Annotated in this window: 14 protein-coding genes; 5 read left to right on the top strand and 9 right to left on the bottom strand. The window is 42.9% G+C overall.

Annotated features, from left to right (window positions below):
* Window positions 1–74: 74 nt before the first annotated feature.
* The 4 genes from KB892_RS27695 to KB892_RS27680 all read left to right on the top strand — a co-directional run bounded on the left by KB892_RS27695 (window position 75) and on the right by KB892_RS27680 (window position 8,388).
* Window positions 75–752: an NYN domain-containing protein gene (locus KB892_RS27695; RefSeq protein ID WP_025368617.1), complete on the top strand. Its 678-nt coding sequence runs from the start codon at window positions 75–77 to the stop codon at window positions 750–752.
* A 145-nt stretch (window positions 753–897) separates the two neighbouring features.
* Window positions 898–3,303, top strand: coding sequence for an Ig-like domain-containing protein (locus KB892_RS27690; RefSeq protein ID WP_065813287.1), 2,406 nt, complete (start codon window positions 898–900; stop codon window positions 3,301–3,303).
* 135 nt (window positions 3,304–3,438) lie between these two features.
* Window positions 3,439–5,844, top strand: coding sequence for an Ig-like domain-containing protein (locus tag KB892_RS27685; protein WP_085013582.1), 2,406 nt, complete (start codon window positions 3,439–3,441; stop codon window positions 5,842–5,844).
* A gap of 138 nt (window positions 5,845–5,982) precedes the next feature.
* Window positions 5,983–8,388, top strand: coding sequence for an Ig-like domain-containing protein (locus KB892_RS27680; protein ID WP_101992389.1), 2,406 nt, complete (start codon window positions 5,983–5,985; stop codon window positions 8,386–8,388).
* A 721-nt stretch (window positions 8,389–9,109) separates the two neighbouring features.
* Here KB892_RS27680 and KB892_RS27675 read toward each other — a convergent pair.
* Together KB892_RS27675 and KB892_RS27670 are read right to left on the bottom strand one after the other, a co-directional pair.
* Entirely contained in the window at window positions 9,110–10,120 is a 1,011-nt protein-coding gene (locus tag KB892_RS27675; RefSeq protein WP_004181814.1) for a ParB family protein, read from the bottom strand.
* Window positions 10,120–11,367, bottom strand: a complete 1,248-nt coding sequence (locus KB892_RS27670) for a ParA family protein (protein ID WP_004181813.1) — start codon at window positions 11,365–11,367, stop codon at window positions 10,120–10,122. Before KB892_RS27670 ends, KB892_RS27675 begins: the two co-directional genes overlap by 1 nt.
* 3,163 nt (window positions 11,368–14,530) lie before the next feature.
* Between KB892_RS27670 and KB892_RS27665 the strand changes: the two genes are divergently transcribed.
* Complete coding sequence (locus KB892_RS27665) at window positions 14,531–14,686, top strand: hypothetical protein (protein WP_153908803.1); 156 nt, start codon at window positions 14,531–14,533, stop codon at window positions 14,684–14,686.
* Here the strand turns inward: KB892_RS27665 and KB892_RS27660 are convergent.
* The 7 genes from KB892_RS27660 to KB892_RS27635 form a co-directional block, all read right to left on the bottom strand.
* On the bottom strand, window positions 14,658–17,096 hold the full coding sequence (locus KB892_RS27660) for an Ig-like domain-containing protein (protein ID WP_070083073.1): 2,439 nt from the start codon (window positions 17,094–17,096) through the stop codon (window positions 14,658–14,660). The two genes, KB892_RS27665 and KB892_RS27660, sit on opposite strands and share 29 nt — an antisense overlap.
* A 160-nt stretch (window positions 17,097–17,256) precedes the next feature.
* Window positions 17,257–17,715, bottom strand: coding sequence for a hypothetical protein (locus KB892_RS27655; RefSeq protein ID WP_072072313.1), 459 nt, complete (start codon window positions 17,713–17,715; stop codon window positions 17,257–17,259).
* 257 nt (window positions 17,716–17,972) lie between these two features.
* Complete coding sequence (locus KB892_RS31460; RefSeq protein WP_004196653.1) at window positions 17,973–18,101, bottom strand: hypothetical protein; 129 nt, start codon at window positions 18,099–18,101, stop codon at window positions 17,973–17,975.
* Between the two features lie 41 nt (window positions 18,102–18,142).
* Window positions 18,143–19,321 carry a hypothetical protein gene (locus KB892_RS27650; RefSeq protein WP_004196657.1) on the bottom strand — a complete coding sequence of 393 codons (1,179 nt, stop codon included), beginning with the start codon at window positions 19,319–19,321 and terminating at the stop codon, window positions 18,143–18,145.
* A gap of 127 nt (window positions 19,322–19,448) precedes the next feature.
* Window positions 19,449–20,213, bottom strand: coding sequence for a hypothetical protein (locus KB892_RS27645; protein WP_070083074.1), 765 nt, complete (start codon window positions 20,211–20,213; stop codon window positions 19,449–19,451).
* Window positions 20,214–20,268: 55 nt separating this feature from the next.
* Window positions 20,269–20,937: a hypothetical protein gene (locus tag KB892_RS27640; RefSeq protein WP_014386506.1), complete on the bottom strand. Its 669-nt coding sequence runs from the start codon at window positions 20,935–20,937 to the stop codon at window positions 20,269–20,271.
* 144 nt (window positions 20,938–21,081) lie between these two features.
* Window positions 21,082–21,396, bottom strand: a complete 315-nt coding sequence (locus KB892_RS27635; protein ID WP_032437932.1) for a hypothetical protein — start codon at window positions 21,394–21,396, stop codon at window positions 21,082–21,084.
* Window positions 21,397–21,445 lie beyond the last annotated feature (49 nt).

Genomic DNA, 21,445 nt, shown 5'->3' with positions numbered 1-21,445 from the left:
CCAAAAGTTACTTTTGGGCTGCTGGTGGTGATTAAGTTGATATTTAGTCCAACCTGTTTTTTCGGGAGAGAATAATGCTCAGTTCCAAAACCAGAATTGCCCTGATTGATTATGAAAATATCGGAAGCCTTGAGGGGGTTTCCCTTCATGACTTTGACAAAGTGCTTTTCTTCACGGGCGCTAAACAGGAAAACATTAAAATTCCCGTTACGTCCCTGAGCTCTGCAATTTCTGTATGCATTATTCCGGCGACTGAGGTATCCAAAAACAATGTTGATTTCCATCTGGTTCTGGAACTCGGCCAGCTGACCGCATTGTCCGGGGATACGTCACACTTCTCTGTTATCTCCCGTGACAAGGGCTATGACGGCATTATTGCCCGTCTTAAAGCAGCAGGGATCAGCTGTACAAGGTTCTCTCCAGCCCTGCCCGCTCCGCAGCCGGTTAAAGACACGGCTTCAACAAAGAAAGTGATGAAAGCCAAAGAGCATGACATGGGGTACTGGATTAACAGACTGAAGCTTTCCTGCGCATCCTCCCCTAAATCGCTCCCTGCCACGCCAATGGGCTTACAAAATTACCTTTCAAATGTGACAGGGCAAAAATCCTGCTCATTGCTGAACGAGCAGATTAAGCAGGAGCTAATTCGTCTTGGTTTCATCACGATTTACGAAAAAACGCTGGTCTGGAATCGCTCATTACATTCGCCAGCCCAGAAGAGCAGGCGTGCTGTTCTCGAGCAGGTGAAATAAGCCGTAGGCCAGGTGAGCAGAATCATAAACATGCGTTGTTTTTGCAACGGAGAAGGAAAGTAACTTTTTGGCATGTATCGCTCCGTCAGTGGTTAAGAGCGACTCACAATGCGACCTTTTAACCATGATTTAGACTGGTACTGATATGAAATTCAAACTCAAACTTATGGCGGCATTAATCCTCGGCACCCTTTCATTGCCGGGCCATTCCCGTGTTTATGAGTACACAATAAAAGATATCTACGGTGTGGAGAAATCCGTTAGCGCCGATTCAGCGAAGCTGAACACCACGGAGAAAATCCAGCTTAGCCTGATTTCAGGGCTGGACAGGAAAATCCGTGTGACGGTGAAAAAAGGCGACGCGAATGTCTACAGCACGACGACAGAAAGCGTGAAAGTTGCCGATCGCATCAAATCATCATCAGATGAAGAGTTTTACGGGAAAGTTATAACCATGCCACCGTTAAGTGAAGGGCTGTATACCATTACCTCGGAAATATTGAATACCCAGGATGCCCTTATTGATTCGACAACTCAATCATTCCTGATTGATACGTCTGGCCCCACAGCCGATAACATGAGGATTGACCAGCGTCCGGGATATGACATGGTGCTTACCGGAAACCTCTGGGAACTGGGGTTGGGGGCAGAAGCAAAACTATATGTCACCGTCAAAAATGTGAAAGCGACGGCCGGTTTTGATAAAGCTACTATCCAGATCTTAAATCCCGATAATACCGTCTATTCCAAAATGGACATGGTTTACGATAGCGGTTCTGCATCGCTTTCTGTTCCGTGGACTAAGGGGAGCGCGGTTAAAGCCGACTGGATGCCGGTGTCCAATGCGGATACAGAATATCGCTTTCGTGTCACGCTATACGACAAGGCAGGTACCCGAAAAGTCCTGCCGGATCAGAAGTTCCTCTTTGACTCGGATTTAGGCGAATACACGCTAGTCGCGGTGTATGACCCTACAGCTGAAACCAGTGTTATACCCGGATTCAGTAAAGGGTATGTTGAATATAAATCGGGGATGACGGTCAATCTGAATCCCATTACTTTTGTCTACCGTGTCCCTTCTACGAACCGCAGGGAGTACAGAAAAGGTGGGCTGGCCTTCGGGAACATAATTTCTGAGGCTAACGGCTACAGCTATGTGTCGGTCACGACCCCTTACCAGACGCTCTCTGTTATCCATAACGGTTATCAGTGGGGGGGGGCCAGTGTAACCTACAATATTAAAATGGGTGCAGATGCGCCGGTAAGCCCGACTACTCCTGACGTGTGGATTACCTCGGACAAGAAAAGCTCGGTAAGCTCATATGATTTCCTCTGGAAAACATCCGATCTCCCGGTGACATTTCTTACTGCCCGCGTGAAAGCGTCGGCACGAAATTACATTCAAAAGGCTATGTCTAATACCGGAGGTTTCTTATGTAACATTCCTGTCGGCGAGCTGGAGTGTGAAGGGAAAATTGTTGGGAATATTCAAAAAAGTGGTAACGGCCATATGGGTTTTTTCTTCAAGATGACCAACTCAGATGGCACCCTTTTCTCACAATATGCTGAAAGGCGGCAATACTGGAATGCTGACCAGTTGCCCAGAATTACTGGTTATGATTATCAGGAAGACAAGAAAAAGGTTCTGCTATTTGTGAATCTACCGGGGAACGGCAGTTTACGGTACAAATTGCAGCTCAAGTCTGCGGTTCTAATTAATGCGGATTCAAATGTCCAGGTGTTAACCGGTACCAATACAGCGATTGCTGGTGATGATTACACCTACACGTTTGATTTGGGAGCTCTCCCGGAAGGCAAATATAACCTTTCCTTCCTTGCCAAAGACACCTTCGATAATGAATCGTCATCGCCGTTCATCACGCTGGTGAACGATATGACCCCCCCAGACGTCATATTTAATTATGAAAATGCCCCGCTTGCTTCCGGTTCTACCGTGTATGGGCTGGAGAACATCGCGATTAGCCTGAATGACGCGCTGACAAAGCCTGTTCTCGAACGCCTTGAGCTGAAAGGTGGCCCCGCATCTGATAGCGTGATTCTTGGTTTCAACCAGAATGCCGATGGCTCCTATACGCCAGATTATCCACGTCTGTTCCCTACCCTTGTCGAAAATACCGATAAATATACCCTGACGGCGTATGCAACGGATACCAAAGGGAACTCCACTCAGAAAAGCATTCAGTTCGCCTATTATCCGAAAAATCTTGTAACCCTGGAAAAACTCAAAACGCTGGGTGTGGTGAAGGCGCTGAAAACCAGCGACAACACTCCGCTGGCCGTCATGCGTACCGGGCAGTTTAGGCGGAACGATGGCTCCTTGGTTCAGGGTGTACAAACTGCCAACATCACGCTCAGGACTGACGCTAATTATGCGATCAACATACTGGGTACTGTCATTCAGCCGGGCGAAACCAAAGACATCCAGATAGACCTCGGCGCTGGTGTTAACACAACGGTCCCAATTTTCCCGGCAACAAACGGCGCTACCGGGCAAAGCGATTTCATCATTGAGTTTCCGCAAATTAAATAGCGACTCACGATTACGGGTCCCTGCTGTTGGGCCGGTAATTTTTGGATAAACACGACAACGCCGAATATGACGGCCAGGAAGAGAGAAAAGTTACTTTCTCAACTCTGATTACAAGCCTGCTGGGAATGATCTGAAATGAATACCAAGATAAAACTGCTGACAACGATAATCCTCGCGACGATGTCCTTTTCATCGCATTCACGGGTCTATGAGTACACCATTAAGGATATCTACGGTGCGGAGAAATCAGTCAGTGCGGAAACCGGCATTCTTAACACTAACGAAAAAATTCAGTTGAGCCTGATTTCCGGCCTAGATCGCAAAGTACACGTATCTGTCCGGAAGTCAGGAACGGAGGTTTACAGCACGACAACCGATAGCATTAAGGTAAGTGATCGAATTAAGGCATCAACAGGTGAAGAGTTCTACGGGAAAATCATCACGCTTCCTCCCCTGAGTGATGGACCGTATCAGGTTATCTCTGAAATACTTAACACACAGGGTGCTCTGGTCGACTCCACCACACAGGATTTCACCATAGATAGTGTGGGCCCTACAGCGGACGATTTGAGCATTTTACAGAAACCGGGGTATGAAATGGTCACCCAGGGAGAAAGGTGGGAACTGGGCCTTGGAGCCGACCAAAAACTATATGTGAACGTTAACAACGTTAAAGCAGTCGCTGGTTTCGATAAAGCTACATTACAGGTTATTAATCCCGATAATAGCGTCTATTCCATTACTGCTATGGACTATGATAGCGGGTCTTCCTCCCTGTCTGCTGCATGGACTTTAGGGAACCGGAAAAAGGCCTCCTGGATGCCTTCATCAAATGCTGATGTAGAGTATCGTTTCCGGGTTACACTCTTTGACAAAGCAGGCTCCCGAAAAGTATTACCGGAACAGAAATTTGTATTTGATGACCAACTGGGTGAATACACTCTTATTGCTATACGGGACCCCGAAGCGCAAACAAGCGTTGTTCCAGGGTTCACTTCGGGTTATATAGCTTATAAAGCGGGTATGACAGTTAATCAAAACCCGATTACCTTAATCTATCGTATCCCCATCAACAATGTAAGGAAATACAACAAAGCTGGTTTAAGTTTTGGCTCTATCATTTCAGAAGCTAACGGTTACGCCTATGTGGCGGCAACAACAGCATATAACAACAGGTACGATATACATAACGGGTACCAATGGGGCGGCGCTACTGCAAACTATAACCTTAAACTGGGTCCCGACACGCCTGTCGGACCGGAAATGCCTAGTAGCGTTTGGCTCACGACGGACACAAAAGGTGAAATTAATTCTTTTAACTATTTATGGAAAACAAGTGATCTACCGGTGAAATTTATTTCAGCGAGGATCCGTGCTTCTGCGAGAAATTATATCCAAAGAGCATTTACAGGTAACCTGGAAATCTGTCAAATCCAACCAGGTGAGACTGAGTGCAGCGGGCCGGTACCGTGGTCAATTGCTAAAAGTGGCAATGGAGGCGTGACATATTCTTTTAAAATGTATAATGAGGACAAGACACTTTCATCAATTAATCAGGAAAGGAGGAACTACTGGAACACAAACCTTCTACCGAGGATAAAGGGATATGACTATCAGGAAGATAAGAAAAAAGTACTTTTATTTGTTACCCAACCCGGTAATGGTACCTTCAGAGATCAACTTCAGCTTAAGTCCGCTGAACTGATTGATGCTAATTCAGGTATGCAGGTGCTGAATGGAGCCAAAATAGCGCTTTCTGGTGAAGATTATACTTATGCGTTTGACTTAAGTAAGTTGGCTGAAGGAAGATACGACTTAAACTTTCTGGCAAAAGATACCTTCGAAAATGAAACATCTTCTCCATTCATCACGTTAGTGCATGATATGACTCCCCCTGAGATCAGCTTTAACTACGACAATGCCCCGCTCACCTCCGGCAACACGGTCTATGGTCTGGAGAATATATCCATTAAACTAAACGATGAGCTGACTAAACCTACTCTTCTCCGCCTGGAACTACGAGGGGGGCCTGCATCTGATAGCGTAGTCCTTGGTTTCAACCAGAATGTTGATGGTAGCTACACACCTGATTACCCACGGCTGTTTCCTACTCTGGATACGTCGACGGATAAATACACTCTCACTGCATATGCCACAGATGCTAAAGGTAATACGTCCCAAAAAAGTATTCAGTTCGCCTACTTCCCTAAAAATCTCGTTACCCTGGAGAAACTGAAAACACTGGGCGTGGTTAAAGCACTCAAAACCAGTGACAACACACCTCTGGCAGTCATGCGTACCGGCCAGTTGAGAAGGAACGATGGCTCTCTTGCCCAGGGTATGCAGACGGCAAATATCACGGTCAGAAGCGACGCTGAGTATGCCATCAACATTCTGGGAACGGTGATCCATCCCGGGGAAACTAAAGAAATACAGCTTGACCTCGGAACTGGTGAAAACTCTACGGTTCCGATTTTTCCGGCTATCAACGGGTCTACGGGTCAAAGCAACTTCATCATCGAGTTCCCACAACTTAACTAACTATCGACGGCCACCGCCTCTGCTATGTGGGGCTGGTGGCGTTTCGTACCAAATGGTGTTGTTAAAAGTATGCAATCAGAAAAAAGTAACTTTCTCCAAGGCATAAACTTCACGAATTTTTTGGATTAATAATTTGATATGAAAATTAATTTACAGACTACTTTAATACTAATTGCCCTCTCCGCTTTTTCACTCCCCTCATATGCTCGTGTGTATGAATATGTATTCAAGGATGTCTATGGAACGGATAAATCAGTCAGTGCGGAAGCAGGTATCCTAAATACAAATGAAAAAATTCAGGTAAGAATAATATCGGGACTCGACAGAAAAATTCAGGTAACCGTAAAGAAAGAAAAGGTTGGAGTATATAGCTTTACTACTGAGAGCGTGACGGTCAATGACCGTATAAAGGCATCAACTGGTGAAGAATTTTATGGTAAAACGCTGACATTGCCACCACTGAGTGATGGAAGTTATGTAATAACGTCAGATATCCTGAATACTCAAAACACTGTTATCGACAGCACGTCTCACAATTTTATTATTGATACTGTAGGGCCTTTGTCAGATAACCTGAGCGTGGACCAAAACCCCGGATATGATATGGTCTTAACAGGTGAGCGTTGGGAACTAGGCCTCGGGGCTGAAGCAAAGCTGTACCTGAATGTGAAAAACGTCAAATCTGCCACCGGTTTTGATAAAGCGACTATTCAGGTGATAAAACCTGATGATACTGTTTTTTCAACTACAGATATGGTTTATGACAGTGGATCAGCATCCCTTTCAATACCGTGGACAAAAGGGAATATGAGTCGGTCATCATGGATGCCTGTATCAAACGCTGATGTGGAATATCGTTTCCGTGTGACGCTCTATGATAAAGCGGGAAACCATAAAGTTTTGCCGGATCAGAAGTTCATATTTGACTCAGATCTTGGTGAATATACTTTATTTGCTGTTTATGACCCGACTTCTAAAACAAGCGTAGTTCCGGGATTTAGTGAAGGTTACATAGCATATAAGCCGGGAATGACCGTTAACCAAAACCCTTTAACACTCGTGTACAGGGTTCCATCGAATAATCGAAGGGAATACAGTAAAGCTGGTTTGAAATTTGGCACGATTATTTCCGAAGCGAATGGATACAGTTATGTATCCGCGAAAACGGCCTATAAGGTAGCTTACGTCATCCATAACGGATATCAATGGGGTGGAGGCTCACTCTCCTATAATATCAATTTAGGAAGTGAGGCTCCGGCCAGCCCGGCAGCACCTGAAGTATGGTTAACATCAGATATAAAAGGTGAAATGAATGCAGGCAGCTATCTTTGGGATTCCAAAGATCTACCCGTGAAATTCAGCTCTGTAAAGATCACTGCGTCTCCGCGAAGTTATGGTCAGAGAGCGATGAGTGGAAATACTGAGATTTGTCAGATACCTGCTGGTGAGACTGAGTGTACTGGTGCGGTATCATGGTCTATTCCGAAATCAGGGAATGGTATTACAACATACTTCTTCAGATTGACTGATATGGATAAAACACTTTCATCAGTCACTGTAGAAAAAAGACATCACTGGAACACTGATCTGTTACCCAAGATAACTGGATATAGTTACCAGGAGGAAAACAAAACTGTACTCTTATTTGTGACGCAACCAGGGCGCGGAAAATTCCGCGATTTGTTGCAACTCAAATCTGCTGCTCTGATTGATTCAGATACCGGGGACCAACTACTGTCAGGTATCCAAACAGCTCTATCTGGCGAGGATTACACATACAGTTTTGATCTCAGCAAACTGGCCGAAGGTAAATACAATTTAGGCTTTCTGGCAAAGGACAGCTTTAACAATGAAACTTCATCACCATTCATAAATCTGATTAACGACAAGACACCTCCTGTTGTTAATTTTAAATATGAAAATGCGCCGCTATCCCCCGGTGCTACTGTTTTCGGGCTTGAGAACATCAGTATAACGCTAAATGATGAGTTAACAGCACCCAGCCTTGTTAGACTTGAACTTAAAGGAGGACCAGCGTCGGACAGCGTTATCTTGGGGTTTAACCAGAATACGGACGGTAGTTATACACCTGATTACCCTCGTCTCTTCCCCAGTCTGGATGCAAATACGGACAAATATACACTAACCGCATATGCTACCGACGCGAAAGGTAACACTACTCAAAAAAGCATTCAGTTCGCCTATTACCCAAAAAACCTGGTCACCCTTGAGAAGCTGAAAACTTTGGGTGTTGTAAAGGCGCTAAAAACCAGTGACAACACACCGTTGGCCGTCATGCGGACGGGACAGCTACGACGTAACGATGGCTCACTGGCTAAGGGTATACAAACGGCAAACATCACGGTCAGGAAGGACGCAGATTATGCGATAAATATCCTTGGGAACGTTATTCACCCCGGGGAGACAAAAGAAATTCAGATAGACCTTGGAACCGGTGAAAACTCAACTGTTCCTATTTTCACAGCAGAAAACGGTTCTACAGGGGAAAGCAATTTCATAATCGAATTTCCGCAAATCAAGTAACCAAGTAACATGCATTAATCAAAAAATGTGCCCTGATCAGGTTCATACTGATTAGGGACGTTAGGCATAGATTCATCGTCTAACTATAGAAAGTAACAATAAAAAGTAACTTTCTAATTACCCACCAGATAGGTTAATTTTCACATCAGGGCAATAGATACCAGCTTTGCTGGAAATTTTCCAGAAATGATCAGAGTCGAATTTCGACATGATCAGACCCGTTAGTTGGTGTTGCCCCCTCCCCCAGTATAAGGGTTATAGAGTTCTTTAGGACGGTACATTGTCAGGGTTATTCGTGAGTAGGCTGGGCGCAGCCCTAACTAGTTAGGCTGGTTGTATAATCATAACGGTGCACCAGAAGGTTTCAAGAGCAACAAGAAACAGACTGCGAACAATGGGGTTGTATTCATCTGCTGCACAGAATCAGTCTGCCGTGGATTCTGGTATCCGACTGCGAACAACGGGGTTGTTTTCACCTGCAGTACATCATGAGTCTGCGGTGGCTTCAGGTATCCGACTGCGAACAATGGGGTTGTTTTAGTCAACGATGCTTCTGAAAGCTGCCGGAGCACCAAGAGATGGACTTGAGCAAAGGGATTCTTCTCTGCCAAGAGTGGAACAGAAAGCTGTTAGAACCTCCAGTGTCAAAGTCGTACATGTGAGTTGCATAAATGAGAAAGTCATGATCCCTGTTAAAGAATCATGACTAAAAATAAAATAATTATTTTGCTTTGCTAATACTAACTTTAATTAAGCGTTCAATCTCATTTATTGTTGATTGACCAATACGCTTAAATTCAAAGCTTACTTTCTGGCCATCGGCGCTTCTTTTTACCCTAGCGTAAGTATCCTTATTATCAAAAGCAGCAATATCAGTCACTGTCCATTTTTGCGGTTTATTTACATCATTACAAAGAATACTAAGAACTGAATGTAAACCATCTAAAATTGACTTCTGAACTTCCTCAATATCATTAATGTTAGTAATTTTATTGTCATCCGCCCCTACTTCAGATGTTAGCTCTGTCAGAGGAATGTTATTAGCATTAGCGGTTTTTTCAATTCTAGCCAATTTACTATAATAAGTATTAGGTATCCCCTCACTATCTGGGAATATTCTAATAAGTTCTTTACTGATTTTTGCAGCCTGAATTCTCTTTCTTATCGATTCAATACCAATATTAAGATAAGAAGCAAGTTCCTCATTAGTTTTAAAACCCTTATTCTTCATGATTTCAAGGTATTTAATTCCAACTTCACGATACGAGAATCGTTTTGCCGTTTGTGCAGCATTAACAATACAATCGACATCTTCACGGCTAACCTCTACATCGAAGGCCCATAAAGGTAAATCAACCGAACATTTTATGCAGCAGAAACGACGCCTACTTCCTTCAATTAGGTAAAATTGGCCGTCCCGGTAGACGGCAATAGCTTCAGTTGTAACCCCATTCTCTTTAATTAAAGGAAGAATTTCTCTTGTAGAGAGATCGTCAACTGCCTCTTGATTTCGTGGGTTTAGTTCATGAACGAGCGTTTTATTAGCAACTTCTGAGCCAGGGACGACAACGTAGCGAGCTTCAACTTTACGCCCATTTGCTAGAGTAAATAGTCGCTTCTGTGTAGGAGAAGTACGTAAAGGTGGAAGTCCGCTTTTTTGATCGACAAATGTACGTTTGCTGTTTCCGGTTAAGTATTTGTCTTTGCTTGTACCGCGTTCAACATCACTCATTATTTACCCTCCTCCCTAACTGAGAAGCTTTTAATTTCATTGATAAGTTGTTGATACACCGACTGAACCGACATTTCAGCAATATCATATTGTTTTGAAGAACAAAGTTCTTCTGATTTTTTAATATCGAGTACAGTACGACCTTTTTCAGCCGCTGCAACGAAAGCCTCTGAATGTTTAATATTTGTTGTCATGAACCGATCACGTACAGTTCTTACTAGTTTATTTAAAGTACGAATCTCATGTTGACTTCTATCATCTACGTTTACTGCAAGAACATTTATCCATTTAATATTTGTTCCCTTAGATGGAAGCTGCTCAAGTCGGTCAGAAATCGTAATCATATAGTTTGTGGTTGATGCAAAATCATATTCTCGTGGTGTAATGGGAACAAGTATTGCATCAGCTGCTTCGTTTGTTGACCAAATAATTGGAGAATCTTGTGGCGGAGTATCTATAAATATAAGGTCATATTTTTCCTTTAATACAGGTATAACCACATCACGAAAACGTGTCAGAAGTTTGAGTCTTGCCTCCTTATCGAGGCTCCAATATTTATCAGTAAATCTATCATCTGTCGGGAATGCAGTTATAACATCCATGTTAGGGAGATGGGTTGAAAATGCCATAGCACCAATAATTTGTGCTTCCGTATATCCCTGTTTTATATATTGTGTAAAGTCATTATCTTCAATTTCACTAAGCAGAACATCGGTTATGGTTAGGTAAACACTATCTTCACTAGTTGAGTGGATAAGGTTATTGCCTAACGAGCCTTGGGGGTCAAGATCAATTACGCAGATTTTTGCATTCAGATTAAGATCCAAAGCGGCCGCGGTAGCAAGTGTTGCTGTTGTTGTACTTTTACCTGTCCCACCTTTATGGTTTTCCGTAACAATAACTCGGGGCAAATACATTTCACGATATTGAATAGTGCCCATCGCTTCCATTATTTTTTGAACATCCCAACGTGTATACAGGTGACTCTTATTCTGGAAGATAGGTTCACCGATCACTTTTTTCTCATGTAGTTCAGCAAGAATTCTACTAAAAGTGTTTCTTGATTTACCAAAGAAGTCCGAAAGAGTTTTTTTATTTAAACAATGGTTATAGATAAGACGATCTAAGCCATCGACTTGTTCATCCGAAACATCAACCCGACTCGACTCCAAGATTATTTCCTTGAGGCTTGCTTGTTCATTTTTCATCTTTAGGCCGATAGTACGAATATCATCTAATATGCTCATGATCTCTCCTTAGGTTAGTCTTCACATTATTCATGAGGATTGAGCGTATTACAAGGTAAAAGTGCATTACAATGCACTTTTATCACATCATGCGCTCAAAATGAGATTTCGTGCACAGTCATTTTTTGGGCGAGAAATGTACAAATAATTCTCAAGGCATTGATATTAAAAGAAATCTAATTTAACTAGGCAAAATTCACAGATTTGGTGAATTCTGAGACTTTTTCCCAGCCATCCATACTCAATTTTTAAAATTTAGCTAGAACCCATGGGCGCAAATGACTATGCCACCCCTTTACCATGCCCTGCCCTGCCCTGCCCTGCCCTGCCCTGCCCTGCCCTGCTCTGCCCTTCTCTTTCACCTAACTACTGGAGGCCGGTTTAACGATGTATACCTTCCCAAATTTCGAGGTCGAAAACATGGCTGTTCAACTTATTGGGGCTCCAGACCAGAATTGCCGACTACGAACAATGGGTTTTCATCTACAAGGCATTAGGATTCTTCTGTGGATTCTGATACCGACTTTGTGAAACGTAGTTTGATTGCATCTGTGGGGCTTCATGAGTCTCCATGGGCACGAATGACCAGACTGCGAACAGCGGAGTTGCATTTCATCTGTGGACTTCATGGGTGTCCAGAGAATCCTGGGATCCGATTACGAACAAAAGGTTTTTTACAACTGCAAGCATCAAGAATCTGATAAGGCTTAAGATAGCCGACTGCGAACAGACAGCGGGATGGTTTTATCTGCAAGATATCTGGAATAGTCTGAGGATTCAGATAGCCGATTTTATAAAAAGGAGTTGAAATCATCTATGGGGCTTCATGAGTTACGAGAGGCTCACATGAGTATAGTGCGAACAACGAGGTTGTTTTCACCGGCTTCACATCATTCATCCGCTGAGGTTTCACGTAACGACTACGAATAACGGCGTTGTATTCACTGGCTGAACTTCATCAGTCAGTAGAGGCTTCACTTAATGACGGCGAACAAGGGGGTTGTTTTAACTCGCTACGCATCATGAGTCTGCTGTGGCTTCAGGTATGCGTCTGCGAATAACGGGGGTTTTATTCACTGGCTGAACTTCATCAGTCAGTTGAGGTTTCACGTAATGACTGCGAACAAGGGTTTGTATTCACCGGCTGCACATCATGAGTCTGCTGTGGCTTCTGGTAACCGACTGCGAACAACGGGGTTGTTTTCACCGGCTGCACACTATGAGTCTGCTGTGGCTTCTGGTAACCGACTGCGAACAACGGGGTTGTTTTCACCGGCTGCACACTATGAGTCTGCTGTGGCTTCAGGTATCAGCCTGCGAACAACGGGTTTGTATTCACCGGCTGCACACTATGAGTCTGCTGTGGCTTCAGGTATCAGCCTGCGAACAACGGGGTTGTTTTCACCGGCTGCACATTATGAGTCTGCTGTGGCTTCTGGTATCCGACTGCGAACAACGGGGTTGTATTCACCTGCTGCACATCATGAGTCTGTGGTGGCTTCGGGTATCCGACTGCGGACAAGCTGAGGGGGGTTTACTTGCTATGCATCGGGAGTCTAATGAGGCTGGAGGTATCCGACTGCGAACAACGGGGTTGTTTCACCGGCTGCACATTATGAGTCTGCTGTGGCTTCAGGTATGCGTCTGCGAACAAGGGGTTTAACTGGCTACACATCGGTAGCCTGAAGAGACTTCAGGTAACCAAATGAGGACAAGCTGAGGGGGTTTAACTTGCTGCGCATCAAGGGTCTGATGAGGATGGAGGTATCTGACTGCGAACAGGGAATTGTTATCACCTGCTGTACATCATGAGTCTGCAGTGGCTTCTGGTATCCGACTGCGAACAACGGGGTTGTATTCACCAGCTGCACATAATGAGTCTGCTGTGGCTTCAAGTATGCGTCTGCGAACAAGGGGTTTAACTGGCTACACATCGGTAGCCTGAAGAGACTTCAGGTAACCAAATGAGGACAAGCTGAGGGGGTTTAACTTGCTGCGCATCAAGGGTCTGATGAGGATGGAGGTATCTGACTGCGAACAGGGAATTGTTATCACCTGCTGTACATCATGAGTCTGCAGTGGCTTCTGGTATCCGACTGCGAACAACGGGGTTGTATTCACCAGCTGCACATAATGAGTCTGCTGTGGCTTCTGGTATCCGACAAGGAACATGGGGTTTAACTTGCTGCGCATCGGGAGGCTGATGAGGCTGGAGGTATCTGACTGCGAACAACGGGATTGTTTTCACCGGCTGCACATAATGAGTCTGCTGTGGTTTCTGGTAACCGACTGCGAACAACGGGGTTGTATTCACCTGCTGCACATCATGAGTCTGTGGTGGCTTCGGGTCCGACTGCGGACATGCTGAGGGGGGTTAACTTGCTACGCATCGGGAGTCTGATGAGGCTGGAGGTATCCGACTGCGAACAACGGGGTTGTTTCACCAGCTGCACATCATGATTCTGCTGTGGCTTCTGGTAACCGACTGCGAACAACGGGGTTGTTTTCACCGGCTGCACATTATGAGTCTGGTGTGGCTTCAGGTATCAGCCTGCGAACAACGGGGTTGTCTTCACATCCTGCACATCATGAGTCTGCTGTGGCTTCAGGTATGCGTCTGCGAACATGGGGTTTTACTTGCTGCGCATCGGGGGGCTGATGAGGCTGGAGGTATCTGACTGCGAACAACGGGATTGTTTTCACCGGCTGCACATTATGTGTCTGCTGTGGCTTCTGGTATCCGACTGCGAACTACGGGGTTGTTTTCACCAGCTGCACATTATGAGTCTGCTGTGACTCTGGTATCCGACTGCGAACTACGGGGTTGTTTTCAACTGCTGCACATCAGGAGTCTGATGAGGCTTAAGGTATCTGACTGCGAACAAGGGGGTTGTTTTCAGCTGCTGCGCATCAGGAATCCGCTGAGGCTTAAGATATACGACTGCGAACAGGGATCGTACTGCATATGTGGGGCATCATCAGAATTTAGAGGCTTCCGGGATGTAGCTGCGAATAACGGGATGATTTTATTCATACAGGTCTTCATGAGTAAGTTAAGTCACAAGTAAATCACCGGGAAGAGGGGGGGTGTTCAGCATATTATCACTTCAGGTAATTGCGGAAGCTCAGGGGATGACTGGTAAATATCGAAGGGGGAGGATATGTGAAAAAAAAAGAAGATGGGTTTTCAGGTCATGTAAAAGAAAAGGGGAGGGGGCTAGGCATATCAGCCATCTTTATTAAAAAAATACAAAAACCAGCCAGAAGCTGGTTTTTGGCGTGGTTAATAATTATTTTAGTTGAGGGAATTCAACAATAAAACCGGAGGCACCGACAACGCCAGATACTCCTGGGAATATAGGGACAACAACGTCATTTCCTACAGAACCTAAATCTATTTGAATTTCTTTCGTTTCACCTGGAGAAACAAGGTTTCCAATAACACTAATTGGGAATGCTGAGTCACCCCTAACAGTAATTAAAGCTGTCTGTACGCCTTTTGCTAAGGAACCATCATTACGGCGTAACTGACTTGCTTTAAGAACAGCCAGAGGTTCACCTGAAGAAAGGTTTAAAGGTTTGTTAACCGCAAGGGTATTAAGTTTATCAAGAACAATGAGATTCTTAGGATAATATGCAAAACGGATAGATTTTGATGACTCATTACCTGCATCATCTATAGCTTTAACTACAAGTGTGTATTTATCAGTTTTTTCATCAAGTGAAGGAAACAAACGAGGATAAAGTGGTGTGTATGAACCATCTGTGTTATGGGTAAATCCTAATTCTACATCATCTGATGCAGGGCCTCCTTGAAGAACCATTTGAGAGATCTTGGACTTACTTAAAGCATCAGATACAGCTACTGAGATGTTTTCTAATCCATAGACTGTACTTTCTGATAACAGTGGTTTCCCTTCATACGAAAATGAAATTGAAGGAGGGGAGTTATCTATGATAAGAGATCTGAACGGCAACTGAGAACTGTTGTTAAAAGTATCAGTGGCCCTGAAGGTTAAATCATACTTCCCTTCAGGTATAGCCGATAAATCAAATGCATAAGTATAGTCCTCTCCAGACATCGCGGCTTTTGTGCCCGTCAGAAGAACCGTATTAGAAATTGTATCCAGTATCTCTAGCTTAGAAAGCATCAAGACATCACGCCAATTGCCATTGCCGGGTTGTGTGACATAAACAAGGACAGATTTATTCTCTTCTTTGTAATCATACCCTGTGATCTTAGGTATTAAATCCGTATTCCAGATGCTACGAATCTCAAATTGATTTGATGTAAGTGTCTTATCTTGATTGCGAACTATAAAATAATGAGCTATGTAGCCATTCCCCTTATTTATTGCGTATGAAAAAGGACCAGTGCAAGAACTTTCTCCGGGCTCAATAGTACAAACTTCGTAGCCTTGTGTAAGGTTATAAAATGACTGCACATAATCCCTAGGGTCTACAAACACAGTTATACTTTGATACTCACCTGGCAAATCTATGTTTGTGAATTTCATTGTGCCAGCAGAAAAATCGCCAATTGTTGAAAAGTTTGCTGAGTAGGATTTTATTGATGGGGATTTCGGAGCGATTGAACTTAACTTAACATTATACGAAGCGTTACCTCCTCCGTATTGGTATCCATTATGAATAGTAAATGATGTACCAACTGGGGTGGATTGTTTTATATATACATAACTATTATCTTCAGTAAGCAAAGAACCGAAGGATAAACCAGCTTTGTTATAAGCCCTATAATTATGTTTGGGAATCTTGTACACAAGAGTAACAGGGTTAGTATTAACAGTCATCCCTGCTGAATATTTAATGTAGCCAGACGAAATGCCGGGAACAACACTAGTTGAAGAATTGGGGTCTGCAACTGCAAATAGCTCATATTCACCTGCAGAAGAATCAAATACAAATTTTTGGTCGGGGACTTGAGTAACATTTCCGGCTTTATCATAAAGGAATGCTCGAAAGCGAAACTCTACATCGGCATCCGACACTGGCATCCATGTAGCTTTAGCTATCGCTCCACCACCTTTAGTTATAGGGGCTGTAGCAGCTCTTGACCCATCGTCGTAGGCCATTGTATAGCTGGATTGTATTGATCCATCTGGTTTTATTATTTGAACAATAGCCTTATCAAAACCAGATAGATCATTGATATTCTTAATTGCAAGATTTATGGCAGATTCTTGACCTTGGCCAAGTTCCCAGCGAGGTCCCGTTACAACCATGTTGTACCCAGGAATCCATGGTACAGAGAAGTTATCAGACGTAGGGCCAACCGTATCTATTATAAAAGGATGGGATGTTGTTGAAACAACGGTCGATTTTGAGTCTAAAATCTCAGATTTTATGGTGTAACGACCATCACTGATAGGTGGAATAGTGACAGTCTTTCCGTAAAACATATTTCCATTAGCGGAAGAAATCCTGTCATCAACAGAGATGATACTTGTTGTTGTGCTGTAAACAGCACTGTTATCAGCATCGCGAGTTACGGTTAAGCGGATTTGTTGGTCCAAGCCACCAATGAGGAGAGCGTTAAAATTCCCATGTGGATTAAGATAGGGCGCACTTTCAGGGACACTTTTTTGCGCCCCATTGATATCTGTAAAGGTGTACTCGTATACCCGGGCCTGGGCGTTGGAAAACATGCTCGTGGCTATTGAGAGACTCAAAGCTAAAGCAGAATGATTTAAGAATAGTGAAAAGCGCATAGGAAACCTTTTTATGTGAGAAGCCACGAAAGTTACTTTTCAAAGACACTCATAGGTCTATACGAGAATAGTATCATGTGATATTTTTGGGTTTCCGACATAAGAGAGCAAAAGAAAGAAATGTCACCATCTTTTGATAGTGACATTTTAACTCGGAGGTTCAGCTAAGTTGGGAAAGGATACTTTCTGCTACAGCAATCTGCTTAGTTGAAAGATGACGACCACTTTGAATCGTAAGCGTAAGGCTTTTAAGGAAGGGGTTTTTGTTGCTTGAAGACATGATTTGTCTCTCAAGGGCTGATAAATTTTTTCCTTGACTCTCACGCCAGTGTCGTGAAGAAACAATCTTTTTAGCAGCTAGATAATTCTTTTTAAAAAGCATTTGAAGGGTGAAACACTCTTTTATTAAGGTACCTTGTTTGCCCGTACCTTTACACGCGGAACATTTTCCTGAAGAATTTGCATAACTGATACGATGACGACCTGAGCCTTTACAATATGAGCAGATAAAATTTTTTTCGTACCGAGCAGTGCCGTTGAATTCATTAATATTGAAAACAAGTTTATTATCAATTAACTGACCGTCAACTGAATACCATCTTTCATTCGAATGTGTCATGGATAGGCCCCACCATCTCGTTATGTATGACACAATTAAATCAAATGAAAAAGGCTTGTACATACCCTATTTTAAAAATACAAAAAAGGGAGAACAAGGAGTTAATCTATAGAAATCAAAAACATTCAATAAAAACAGCGGAATTGATTTTATTCAGTGTCTATAACGATAGAGGGGTATTTTAAGGTTAAGTTACAATAAAATAAGGAGCTGTAAAATAGCCCCTTACTTTAAAGACGAGTAGGTTCAAAGAGTAGTTAATCCTCTTCTGGATTAGCCAACGGAAAATTATTCATTGCTACCGGGGGAACCAATACTGCAATAGGTTCTCCATTTTCTGGAAAAGGGGGAATTCCCTGCATCTCGTTGATTTTACTATCAGACATAGCCCAACCCTCTATCATTTAAATTATCTCGTTGTTTAAATTCAAACTGCGGAATGTAAATTCAATAGCGAAAATTCGTTTTCCTGACTTTCTGAAGCGGGCTCCTCCATAGGATCATTAGCTGGCAGCGCATTAGAGTTTACCTCTGATGTTACTGATGGGGCAGAACTAGAAAGTTTTCCCTTTGTTGTTTTACGCTCGAGCTTAGCTTCATGGCCACGAATAGAGTCATCTGAATTAAATATAAGTTCAATTAGATGTCTGTCAACTTCAATATTTATTTTTTCGTTGGGTCCAATCTGATTGAGATCAAACGAAGAGGGAAGTGAGGCTCGTAATCTGTTGCAAACCTCTTTAGTACTGGCTGCGAGATTTTGTGCCAGTTTACGAGGAATTGGTTGCACTCCCAGTGAAGATTTAGTGACCCTGACAGCCTTAGGACTACCATGAGACTTAATTATTTCGGCAACATTCAGAGGAAGGGTATCACTCCCGGTGGAACTATTAATAACCATTATCTTTGCGTTTAGGTCGGCCCGAATTTTATCAAGAGCTTCCTTTTCACCAAGATCACGAATTAATTCAAGACAGAGTGTGTACGAAATCACATCCTGACTAATCAACGTCTTTAATTCGTCATCGATGGTTGCAAGAGAAATGATTTGGCGAACTGCCATTTCAGAAATGTTTTCCCGTTGTGCAACCTGCTCAACAGACATCCCGGCATCATTTACCAGTCTGCTATAGGCAATGCCGCGACCTACGGGGCAAAGGGGGAGAGATTTCGCCCCATCCAGAGAATGCCATTCTTGTTCTATCTCGTCACCCTGGAACTCACGCAATCTAACTAGGATGGGGAGACCTGATTCTTGTTGAGCCAAAAGCGCAGCTCTTGTACGACAGTTCCCCTGTCGAACAAGTGGTTTACCGTCAACAATAACGACAGTTATAGGGTCAATGTCTGCCCCATTCAGAAATGCTTTTTTAAGATTCTGAATATGCTCGGCAGGTTTTGGTAATTTGTAGTATGCCTCTCCCAGACCCATCTCACGGCAGTTCCAGTTTGGAACTAACACTAATGCCCTTGGGTCGATCATAAACGGTTGGCCATTAACCGCTTTGTGGCAAATGTCAGGATTTGCGTCACTAAATTCACGCAAATTTTTGACTAGCCTCCCGTTCCGCTCTGTAGAGATAAAAAAGTCAGCTGTTTGTTTCATTTTCTTACCTATGACTGAACCATTTCTGAAATTAGACTGTACAGTATTATTTTGTAAAAGTTTCTCGCTATGTGGTCAAAAAAGCCAGTTTGGTAAATTTTTTATGAAAGTTACTTTTACTGGTTGTTTACAATGGGTGGAGACCTTCAATTAAAACACTAACACTATGAATATCAAGTATTTTATGCTTTTTAGTGTAAGTGACGAGGCCATGACGGCATAACAACTGTACGTGTTGCAACGTTGCAGGAGCAATGTCGCTAAGGGAAACCTCTTCAGTTTTTGAAAGTAACTTTTGCAGTAGGCTGTATAGTTCCGGGCGCTTGGCAAAAAAGAGAGTTGTCAAAAAAACTGACGCCGAATTAGCCAGTTCCCAAAGTTTGTCAACCACTCTAGGATTGATAGTAACACTAGCCATGCTGATAGACTGAAAATCTATATCGTGACTGATTTCTGTAAAAACCGAACAGGTCTGACAGATATTACTTTTTTGTATCTCGATTCTGAACTCTATGAGTAGCAACAAAAAGTAAGAAACTTCAGCAAGTGTATAGTTGACTTGCCTGATTCCGAGTGCCTGACAAACACGTCCCGATTTTTCTATAAGTTCAACAAGTGAAATATTGAACTGAAGTTCTTGATGGATTGGTTGTCTAGCGTTCAGTCCCAGCAAAATAGCAAACCATAAAGGTTGATACCGTAAATGCATCACCGGTCCGGATAAACAAAACTTAGCCTGTTGAAAGTTACTTTTACCTTTAACAAGAAGTGGAGTGATATCACTAGAGGTGATCTCAACTTTATTTTGATCACAATTAAAGGTAGCTTTATGGTTTTTTCTAAAAAAATCCTGCAATAACCCTAACTCTTTGTAATTCTTATGACTATTCATAACGAGTAAGTATTGCCTCTTTAAAAGACTTATAACTTGTGTTTGGTAACCACTGTCACTTAATCAGAGAAGATGAAATCATTTTCACCAGCAATATACTCATATTATTAACCCAGAGTCGTTTAACAACTTGGACATTGCAATTAATTATATTACCAAGAATAAACCCTGATGGGTGCGTATCATAAGCAATAAAATGCCGGTGGTCAGAGGTCTCCAAAAGTAAAGATGAAAAACTCTCAGAAGAACATTTTCTGGTGAGCACCTGAATTTTAATTACGGTGAGAGCCAGATACAGTTTGGTACCGATTTTGGCAGTAAAGGGCCGTACTTGAAGGCTGACTGCTGAACTTTTTCTATATCCATTAGGTTTCAGACATCGAAATTGTAACTTTGTAGGAAAGTAACTTTTATCCAATTTTTGGATGAGTGCTGAGTAAAAATTACTTTTACCCTGATTGGGTGCCTCTAAAATAACTTTAAGAAAGCTTTTAATAAGTGCTTGTTCAGGTGATTTAAATGGCATCTGTAGAGAGTTTTTAGAAGCCCACTCGTACACAGGATATACTTTTTCCATAACAGCCGGCAATGAGCCAGAACCCGCACACTGGAGGCAGTTTATACCTGAACCTAAACAGTCAGGGCATGGACGGCGAACTTCCATAAAACCGTCTGAATCCGGTTCAGCATCTGAGATAATTTCATTATCTTTTGTGACCCACATATTTACCCCCCTCACAAATATTCCTATCCTATCAGGAAAAGATCGCTAGGTAAGGGGGTATTTTTATGTCACCAGAACCAGCTGACATCACGAGCAGGGGAGCGATAATACTTCCGATTATCCCTATGGTATCTAGACTATTAATCAGAAATTCTTGAAACAAGACGCCATTACTCCAGCCGCAAAGTTAACCTGTTTAGCTTGAGTCTGTATAGGTATTACGCAGACATTAGAGTGTACGATGTTGTTTATCTGCTTGATATTTACAGAAAAAACTTTGCCAACCAAATCAGCGCCAATTCTTGCGAAAATCTCAGATTCGGTTAGTTTTGAGTTGCGAATAATACGACTTGAATTGTAAATACTGAGCCCATCAATATTATAACTCAAAGCTAACATGTTGTTATGTATGGTAATTTTAAGATTTAACCCAGCGACCTCTACCATCCGACTTTTCATGATATTCCTTTCATGACAAACATAAGAATTCTCCTAAATTTACATTTAG

The sequence above is a fragment of the Klebsiella sp. P1927 genome (assembly GCF_018204675.1).
In the GTDB taxonomy this organism is placed as follows: domain Bacteria; phylum Pseudomonadota; class Gammaproteobacteria; order Enterobacterales; family Enterobacteriaceae; genus Klebsiella; species Klebsiella pneumoniae.
This window is presented reverse-complemented; position numbering and strand designations above follow the sequence as displayed.